The 8716-nt window shown below is 61.6% G+C and carries 11 protein-coding genes; 5 read left to right on the top strand and 6 right to left on the bottom strand.

The window, feature by feature from the left end; all coding sequences use genetic code 11:
• From AC1DVH_RS22250 to AC1DVH_RS22240, 3 genes are all read right to left on the bottom strand, one after another.
• A partial coding sequence (locus tag AC1DVH_RS22250) for a HAMP domain-containing protein (protein ID WP_477755629.1) occupies positions 1 to 892 on the bottom strand: 892 nt, incomplete at its 3' end.
• A gap of 8 nt (positions 893 to 900) precedes the next feature.
• Positions 901 to 1572, bottom strand: a complete 672-nt coding sequence (locus AC1DVH_RS22245) for a heavy metal response regulator transcription factor (protein WP_477755628.1) — start codon at positions 1570 to 1572, stop codon at positions 901 to 903.
• An 84-nt stretch (positions 1573 to 1656) separates the two neighbouring features.
• On the bottom strand, positions 1657 to 1914 hold the full coding sequence (locus AC1DVH_RS22240) for a DUF2790 domain-containing protein (protein WP_477755627.1): 258 nt from the start codon (positions 1912 to 1914) through the stop codon (positions 1657 to 1659).
• A 377-nt stretch (positions 1915 to 2291) separates the two neighbouring features.
• Between AC1DVH_RS22240 and AC1DVH_RS22235 the strand changes: the two genes are divergently transcribed.
• The 3 genes from AC1DVH_RS22235 to AC1DVH_RS22225 are packed head-to-tail and all read left to right on the top strand — an operon-like array spanning position 2292 to position 5265.
• Positions 2292 to 3257, top strand: coding sequence for a Bug family tripartite tricarboxylate transporter substrate binding protein (locus AC1DVH_RS22235; protein WP_477755626.1), 966 nt, complete (start codon positions 2292 to 2294; stop codon positions 3255 to 3257).
• A 1-nt stretch (position 3258) separates the two neighbouring features.
• Entirely contained in the window at positions 3259 to 3741 is a 483-nt protein-coding gene (locus AC1DVH_RS22230) for a tripartite tricarboxylate transporter TctB family protein (protein ID WP_477755625.1), read from the top strand.
• Between the two features lie 15 nt (positions 3742 to 3756).
• On the top strand, positions 3757 to 5265 hold the full coding sequence (locus tag AC1DVH_RS22225) for a tripartite tricarboxylate transporter permease (RefSeq protein WP_477755624.1): 1509 nt from the start codon (positions 3757 to 3759) through the stop codon (positions 5263 to 5265).
• 154 nt (positions 5266 to 5419) lie between these two features.
• Here the strand turns inward: AC1DVH_RS22225 and grxC are convergent, their stop codons facing one another.
• Both grxC and AC1DVH_RS22215 read right to left on the bottom strand, forming a co-directional pair.
• Positions 5420 to 5671, bottom strand: coding sequence for a glutaredoxin 3 (gene grxC / locus AC1DVH_RS22220; protein WP_477755623.1), 252 nt, complete (start codon positions 5669 to 5671; stop codon positions 5420 to 5422).
• 26 nt (positions 5672 to 5697) lie between these two features.
• Positions 5698 to 6216, bottom strand: coding sequence for a carboxymuconolactone decarboxylase family protein (locus AC1DVH_RS22215; protein ID WP_477755622.1), 519 nt, complete (start codon positions 6214 to 6216; stop codon positions 5698 to 5700).
• Between the two features lie 134 nt (positions 6217 to 6350).
• Here AC1DVH_RS22215 and AC1DVH_RS22210 point away from each other — a divergent pair, with 134 nt between their 5' ends.
• Positions 6351 to 7166 carry a helix-turn-helix domain-containing protein gene (locus tag AC1DVH_RS22210; RefSeq protein WP_477755621.1) on the top strand — a complete coding sequence of 272 codons (816 nt, stop codon included), beginning with the start codon at positions 6351 to 6353 and terminating at the stop codon, positions 7164 to 7166.
• A 130-nt stretch (positions 7167 to 7296) separates the two neighbouring features.
• Here AC1DVH_RS22210 and AC1DVH_RS22205 read toward each other — a convergent pair whose 3' ends face one another.
• On the bottom strand, positions 7297 to 7728 hold the full coding sequence (locus AC1DVH_RS22205; RefSeq protein WP_477755620.1) for a nuclear transport factor 2 family protein: 432 nt from the start codon (positions 7726 to 7728) through the stop codon (positions 7297 to 7299).
• A 158-nt stretch (positions 7729 to 7886) separates the two neighbouring features.
• Between AC1DVH_RS22205 and AC1DVH_RS22200 the strand changes: the two genes are divergently transcribed.
• Complete coding sequence (locus tag AC1DVH_RS22200; protein WP_477755619.1) at positions 7887 to 8537, top strand: DUF2238 domain-containing protein; 651 nt, start codon at positions 7887 to 7889, stop codon at positions 8535 to 8537.
• Positions 8538 to 8716 lie beyond the last annotated feature (179 nt).

Below are 8716 nucleotides of genomic sequence, written 5' to 3'. Positions count from 1 at the left end.
CGACATTGGAGGCCAACAGCTGCTGATAGGCGTCGGTGCTGCGGTTCTGCTGCAAGGCCACCTGGGTTTCGCCGAGCAGGTTGTTGATCGGCGTGCGCAGCTCGTGGGCCATGTCGGTCGACACCTGGCCCAGTTGTATGAAGCCTTTGTCCAGCCGGTCGAGCATGGCGTTGAAGGCGTCGATCATCGGCAACAGTTCCAGCGGCGCGCCCTGGTTGTCGAGGCGTTCGTTGAGGTTGCCAACGTCGATGCTCTGGGTGTGGCGGGCCAGGCGCCGCACGGGCAACAGGCCGCGATGCACCAGCACATAACCGGACAGCGCCAGCAGAATCGCCGCGACGCTGGCGAACAAGTACACATTGAGCCGGTAGTCGGCGAGCACGGCGGTGCGTTCGGTCATCAAGCGCCCGGTCACCACTTGCAGGCTGCCCAGGTCACCGGAGTCGATGGTCGCCGCCAAGGCGGAAAACGGCACGCCATTGACGTTGGGCAAATGCTGCACGTCGTCCAGGGTCAGCCGATGATCCATGGCCACCGGGGTCAGCACCGGCATTGTCAGGTTGCCCGGGTTGACCACCAGCAACGGCGGTTGGCCCGGGGTGCCGATGGTCAGCAGGGCCTCGCGGTTGCCCATCATGTTCTGGAACAGCGCCGGTTTGGCCTTGATCAGGTCCAGGGTATTGCTGTCGTTGAGGAAGGTGCGCAACTGGTCGATGCGGGTGATCAAGGCAATGTCGTCGCGGCGGATCAACTCGCGCTCCAGGTCGCGGTACAGCGCGACACCCAGCAGCGCCAGCGAGACAAACGCCAGCAGGGCGAACACCAGCGCCAGACGCAGGGTCAGGGAGTGACTGAGACGGGAGGCGGATTGCAGCGGCGTCATGGCATTCATGGGGGCATTCAGGGTTGAGTGTCGAAGCGGTAGCCGATGCCGCGCACGCTGTGGATCAACTTGAGCGGGAACGGATCATCGATTTTCAGGCGCAGGCGGCGCACGGCGACATCGACGACATTGGTGTCGCTGTCGAAATTCATGTCCCAGACCCGGGAGGCGATCATCGAGCGTGACAACACTTCGCCCTGATGGCTGGCGAACAGGTGCAGCAGGGCAAATTCCTTGTTGGTCAGGGTGATGCGGTTGCCGGCGCGGCTGACGCGGCGCTTGAGCACGTCGATCTGCAGGTCGTCGACGTGCAGGTGTTCTTCTTCCCGTGTAGGGCCGCGCCGGGTCAGGGTGCGCAGGCGTGCCACCAGTTCGGCGAAGGAAAACGGTTTGATCAGGTAATCGTCGGCGCCCAGTTCCAGGCCTTTGATGCGGTCGGCGATGTCATCCCGGGCGGTGAGGAACAGCACCGGCGTGTCGGCTTCCTTGCGCAGGCGGCGCAGGACTTCCCAGCCATCCATCTTCGGCATCATGACGTCCAGCACGATCACATCGAAATCGTGTTCCAGGGCCAGGTGCAAGCCGTCGACGCCGTCCCGCGCCAGGCTCACCGTGTATCCGAGTTCCTGCAGGCCGTTGAGCAGGTAATTGCCGGCCTTGGGTTCGTCTTCGACTACGAGGATGTTCATCGGGACCTGCCTGTTTCGGTCGGGCTACGGGGGCGCATCAGTGGCGCAAGTGTAGCCCGATCAGCGGTGACGGCAGGCATCCGCTCAGTTCTCACCAATGCAGCCCACGCCCTGGACCTGGTAGTCCAGCTGGTGCTCGCGACCCTGGTGGTCGAGGTAGTTGAACTGTGCAGGAACAATGCCGCACTTGCCGTTGAGGTCGGTCATCGACAGGACCTTGGCCACCTCCACCGGGACATAGAAGCCGTCTTTGTCGTGAATGATCGATGAGGTGGGCTGGTTAGCGGCTAACGCCGAACCGGTGGCGAGCAGGGCGGCAAATCCAAGGATCAACATTTTCATGACGAATCTCTCTCTACAAGGGCAGGGTGGCTGCCGGTGGTTGGCCTGACAGTGAGTTCAGGTTAACGAGGCGATCCGGACAGCCGACCAACAGCTTGATGACAAAGTTGTAATCAAACGCTGGTCGGAACACCACGAACCCTGTGGGAGCGAGCTTGCTCGCGATGACGGAGTGTCAGTCGACATTTTAGGTGTCTGACACACCGCTATCGCGAGCAAGCTCGCTCCCACAGGGGGGGCGGCGCCACAGGCGGGTGGTTTCAGCAAAACAAATCAACCCACGGATCCATGGCCTAAGCTTGTTCGCAGGCCCATGTTCATCGAGCACCTCGATGGGCAAACGGCACCTATAAAAACAATGCAATCAGGAGATGCCCATGTCCGCTTTGATCCATCGTTTCAGTCGCTGCGTGGCCGCTGGTTTGACCGCTGCCGTGCTGGTCGCACCCGCCTTCGCGCTGGATACCGTGAAATTCATGGCCCCGGGCTCGGTGGGCGGTGGTTACGACCAGACCGCCAGGGTGCTGGGCAAGGCCATGGTCGAAGCCAATACGGCCAAGGCCGTCACTTTCGAGAACAAGGGCGGGGCCGGCGGGACCCTGGGCCTGGCGCAATTTGCCAACAGCACCAAGGGTGACCCGAACGCCTTGTTGGTGGTCGGGGCGATCATGGTCGCGGGCATCGAACAGAACAAACCGCAGATCAGCCTGAAGGATGTGACGCCCATTGCCCGGCTGTTCACCGAGTACAACGTGATCGCCGTGCGCAAGGAGTCCGAGTTCAAGACCCTCGATGACCTGATCAAGGCCTTCAAGGCCAATCCGACGAGCATCACCTGGGGTGGCGGTTCCAAGGGCTCGGTGGATCACATCGGCATCGCCGAGCTGGCGGGCAAGCTGGACGTGCCGGTCAACAAGGTGAATTACGTGGCCTTTGGTGGCGGTGGCGAGGTGGTTGCCCAGGCGTTGGGCGGGCAGCTCAAGGTGATCACCGGCGGTTACGCCGAGCTGGGCCAATACATCAAGACCGGCCAGTTCCGTGTCCTGGCCATCGGCGCGCCGGAGCGCGTTCCCGGCATTGATGCACCGACCCTCAAGGAGAGCGGCTATGACGTGACGATCGGCAACTGGCGCGGCGTTTACGGTGCATCGGGTCTCACCCCGCAGCAGCGCAAGGAAGTGATCGACGCGGTCGTGGCCGCCACCAACAGCAAGGTCTGGCAGGACAATATCCAGACCAACGCCTGGACGCCCAGTGTGCTGACCGGCGATGAGTTCGGCAAATTCGTCGAGGAAGAACACGTGCGGTTGCACGCCATGCTGGTCAAGGTCGGGCTGATTTGAAATGGCCACACTGCGCGCAGTGGTGCCGACGCAATTGGCCGTCGGCATCGGCCTGATCGCCATCAGCGTCGTGCTGGCGATTGGCGCCTACCGTTTTCCGCCTGAAATGGGTTTTGTCATCCTCCCGGCGTACGTTTATCCCTATGTCGTGGCAGGGTTTCTGGGCGCAGTGGGGCTGCTGCTGGGGTATCAGGCCATCAGTGGCGGCTTTCGCGAGCTGGATAACGACACCCCGACGGTTCCCGGTGGAAAAGCCGGTGCGGCCTGGGTGACCGCGGGTCTTGTCGGGGTGGCGGTGCTGATCAACCTGATCGGGTTTGTGCTGGCCGCCGGGTTGCTGTTTGCCTGTTCGGCGCGGGGTTTTGGCAGCCGTCATCCCGTGCGGGACCTGGCCATCGGCATTGCCTTGACCCTGCCGATCTACTGGCTGTTCAACGCCGGGCTCGGGGTTTCCCTGCCGTCGCTGATCAACATTTGGCTTTGAAAGGAGATCGACACCGTGGACATTCTTTCAAGCCTGGCGATGGGTTTTGCCGCGGCGTTGACGCCGATCAATCTGATGTGGGGGTTCATCGGCTGCCTGCTCGGCACCGCCATCGGCGTGCTGCCGGGGATCGGTCCGGCGTTGACAGTGGCCCTGTTGTTGCCGATCACCGCCAAGGTCGACCCCACCGGCGCCTTGATCATGTTCGCCGGTATCTACTACGGCGCGCAGTTCGGCGGTTCCACCACTTCGATTCTGCTCAACACCCCCGGCGAGTCGTCGTCGATGGTCACGGCCCTGGAAGGCAACCTGATGGCGCGCAACGGCCGGGCCGGACCTGCGCTGGCAACGGCGGCGATCGGCTCGTTCGTCGCCGGCACCATCGCCACGATTTTGCTGACGCTGTTTGCGCCCATCGTGGCCAGGCTGGCACTGAATTTCGGCCCGACCGAGTATTTCGCGATCCTGGTGTTGTCGTTCACAACCGTGTCGGCGGTGCTCGGCGCCTCGATGCTGCGCGGGTTTGCCTCGCTGGGCGTCGGGCTGACCATCGGTTTGATCGGGCTGGATTCGACCTCGGGTATTGCCCGCTACACGTTGGGCGTTCCCGAACTGGTGGACGGTATCGAGGTGGTGCTGGTGGCGGTCGGTTTGTTCGCGGTGGGCGAGGCGTTGTACAGCTTGCTCTATCAAACGGAGTCAAATGAAGGGCGGCATCGCCTGACCTCGCTGTGGATGACTCGCGCCGACTGGAAACGCTCAGTCCCCGCCTGGTTGCGCGGCACCCTGATCGGTTTTCCGTTTGGTTCGATTCCGGCCGGTGGCGCCGAGATTCCGACCTTTTTGTCCTATTCCACCGAACGCAAACTCAGCAAGTATCCCAAGGAGTTTTCCGCCAACAAGGGCGAGGGCGCCATCGAAGGCGTCGCCGGCCCGGAAGCGGCCAATAATGCCAGCGCGACCGGATCGCTGGTGCCGTTGCTGACCCTGGGCATCCCGACGTCCGCCACCGCTGCGATCCTGCTGGCGGCGTTCCAGAACTACAACCTGCAACCGGGGCCGATGCTGTTCGAAACCTCCGCCGACCTGGTCTGGACGCTGGTGGCCTCGCTGTACATCGGCAACGTGATCCTGCTGGTGTTGAACCTGCCGCTGGTGGGGCTGTGGGTCAAACTGCTGCAAATCCCCCGGCCGTACCTGAACGCCGGCATCCTGGTATTCGCCACCATCGGCGTGTACGGCATGCGCCACTCATCCTTCGACCTGATCCTGATGTTGGCGATTGGCTGGGGCGGGGTGCTGATGCGCCGTTTCGACTTCCCCGTCGCCCCGGTGATCGTCGGCATGCTGCTGGGGCCGATGGCCGAGAAACAACTGCGCAACGCCTTGTCCATCGGCCAGGGCGACTGGACGGTGTTCGTCACGCAACCGATCTCGGCGTTCTTCCTCGCCCTGACGCTGCTGGTGCTGGTGGTGCCCCATGTGTTGCATAAACGCGGCATCAAGTTGCATGAGGATGATTGAGCAATCTCTGTAGGAGCGAGCTTGCTCGCGAAGGCGTCGGGTCAGTTGATATTTACTTCGCTGACACACCGCCTTCGTCGGAACGCCGCCCGGAGCAAGCCCGCTCCCACAGGGTCTTGCAGTGGACCAGGTGGAAAACCAATACCTGACTAACTCAGGCCAGCATCGACATCAACCCACCCTGACGATCCAGTTTGGCCAGGTCGTCGAAGCCCCCGATGTGCGTGTCGCCGATGAAAATCTGCGGCACGCTGCGGCGGTTGCTGCGGCTGAGCATTTCCTCGAATTTGCCTGGCTCGCGCTGAATATTGATCTCCTGCATCGCCACGCCTTTGTTCGCCAGCAAGGCCTTGGCGTTGCGGCAGTAAGGGCAGGTGTCGGTGGTGTACAAGGTCACGGTGTTCATGGTGAGTACTCCGTCGTTCAAGTCATTCAAGCATCGATGGCCGGGAAGTCGATGTCGGTCAGCGCTGTGTTGTTCAGGTAGTTGGTCAGTGTCTGCGAAGCCACGTGGGCGATCACTTCGATGATCTTGCCGTCGTCGATACCGGCAGCACGGGCCGCGGCGATCTGTTCGACCGTCAGGTGGCCACGGCTTTCGGTGACCTGGCGGGCAAGGGTGGCATAGGCGTTGAGTTCACCCTGACGCGCACTGAGGATGTCCTGACCTGATAGCCCGGCCTTGCCGGCAAACAGCGTGTGGGCCGCCAGGCAGTAGTCGCAGCCGTTGACCTGCGAGGTGGCGAGGAACACCGCTTCTTTTTCCGTGGCGCTCAGGGACGTCTTGCCCAGTGCGGCCGAGTTTTGCAGGTACGAGGCCAGTACCGCCGGGGCGTGGGCCAGTACCTTGAACAGGTTGGGCAGAAAACCGATTTTCTTCTGCACGCCTTCCAGCAGCGGGCGGGTGGTGTCGGTGGCGTGTTCGATGTTGATCGGGGCAATGCGGGTCATGGTGATACTCCGTGGTGTGAAGCGCGGTATGCGCTGGGTACGGAGCTGATGTTAGGGAGAGTGCTTGGCTTGTTGGGTGCAAATCGTCGAGGATATGCGACAGATCGTCCAGATCCGCCTTCGGGAGCTTTGTCATGGATCGCTTGTCCACGTTGCTCACGCACTTCGGCGTCAATGCCGGCACCTTTCACAGCGGCACATTTTGCGGCACCGCCGCCTACGACGGCCAACAGGCCAGCGGCCACTTGCACCTGCTTCAGGCTGGCGAACTGTTGCTCAAGATGGGCGATCAGCCGGATCTGCAATTGACCGAACCGAGCCTGATCTTTTTCCCCCGGCCCTATCGACATCGCCTGTTCGCGTCTGAAGCGTCCGGCACGCAACTGGTGTGCGCGACCCTGGATTTCGACGGCGGTGCGGGCAATGCCCTGGCAGCGGCGCTGCCGGATTATCTGGTGCTCAAGCTCGATGAAATCCCGACGCTGGCGGGGACCCTGGAATGGCTGTTCAACGAGGCGTTCGACGGTACCTGCGGGCGCGAAGCGGTGATGGATCGCCTGTTCGAGTTGCTGGTGATTCTGTTGCTGCGGCACATCCTGAGCACCACTGGCCAGCAGCCGGGCATGATGGCCGGCCTTGCCGATGCGCGCCTGGCGCGGCCCCTGAGCCTGATGCACGAAACCCCGGCCAAGGCCTGGAGCGTGGCCGAACTTTCGGTCGCCGCCAACATGTCGCGGGCCAGTTTCGCCGAGCACTTTCGCCAGGTGGTCGGGCAGACGCCGGTGGATTACCTGGTGAGCTGGCGCATCAGCCTGGCGCAGAAACGCCTGCGCGAGGGCCGGCCGATTGCGCTGATTGCCGAGGAAGTCGGTTACGAAAGTCCCTCGGCGCTGGCCCGGGCGTTTCGGCGCAAGACCGGGCTCAGTCCCAGGGAGTGGAAAGGTGGTTGATTCACTCGGAACCCTGTGGGAGCGAGCTTGCTCGCGATGGCGGTAGTCCATTCAACATCAATGTCGACTGGCCTGACGCTATCGCGAGCAAGCTCGCTCCCACAGGTACGGCGGTGGTTTTAGCAATGCATCAGAACTTGAACGCCTGTCGTCCTACCAGCAGCCATTTACCGTCCTGCTTTTGCCAGATCTGGAAGTTTTCGATTTCGGTGGGCACCACTTCAGTACCTTTGAGCGCTTGCGCCGAGAAGTGGTGACGGACCAGCGCGACATCGCCCGAGACGGTAATGGTCTGGTTTTGCATCTCCAGGGTCTTGAAGGCGCTTTTGCCGGTTTCGATGTCGGCGATGAAGGCCTGCTTGTCCTGGATCTTGCCGCTGGAATGCCCGTAGGTCAGGTTCTCGGCGGTCAAGGCGTTCAGTTCCGGGATGTCTTTGTGCAACATGGCCTGGGTCAGGTGGTCGACCGCCTGGGCCACGTCCTTGTCCGCGGCAACCTGGGTGGCGGCGACGTAGCCGCTGAACAGGCACAGAAAACCAATCAGCATTTTTGCTTTTTTCATGGGTGTTTCCTTGTTGTTGTAGGGAGAGCGCGACGACTGGACGATAATTCGTCAGTCATCGTACAACCTATCATGCATTGGAGGAAAAAAGCGAACTTGCCTGGCACCCTTGCCTCGAAGCTAAAAGGGCGATGTCCTGACTTCGAGGTATTGCAGTCATGCAGCCTAACCAACGTTTACGGCACGACCTGACATTGCTCGTGGTATTTCTGCTGATTGTCGTGGTGTCGGGTTTTTCTCCCCGCAGCCGGCTGGACTGGGCGCTGGAAAACCTGCTGGTGCTGTTGCTGGTGGGGACGCTGGTGACGGTTTCTCGCTGGTTTCGCTTGTCTGCGACGTCCATCACGCTGGTGTTTGCGTTTCTGTGCGTGCATGAATTGGGCGCTCACTACACCTATTCCCTGGTGCCTTATGAACACTGGTCTTCGGCGTGGTTGGGCTTCAGTTTCGACCAAGCGTCCGGTATTCACCGCAATCACTACGACCGACTGGTGCATTTCAGCTACGGGCTGCTGCTGGTCTATCCGGTGCGCGAAGTGTTGTGGCGCCTGACGCCGTTGCGCGGGTTCTGGCTGTTTTTCGTGACGCTGAACGTCATGCTGTCGACGTCCGCTGTGTATGAACTGGTGGAGTGGATCGGCGGTGCCTTCCTGGGCAATGACACGGCGAATGCCTTCGTCGGCGCGCAAAACGACCCCTGGGACTCGCAAAAGGACATGGCCGTCGCGGTGGTCGGTGCGTTTGCCACTCTGTTGCTGGTGTCTTTGCGCGGCATGGTGCAAAAACAAGCGATGACGACCGCAAGGTGATTGGGTAGACGGCTTCGGCGGGGTAGCTGTTGAGGTAGAGGTTGCCTGACAGGACGCCATCGTCGGAACGCCGCCCGGAGCAAGCWCGCTCCCACAGTGAATCAGGTGTACGCAGCATTTGTGTACAACCCCAATCCCTGTGGGAGCGTGCTTGCTCCGGGCGGCGTTCCGACGATGGC

The organism is Pseudomonas sp. P4_C3 (assembly GCF_056402075.1).
The sequence above is the reverse complement of the archived record's forward strand: the minus strand, read 5'-3'. Positions and strand labels throughout refer to the sequence as shown.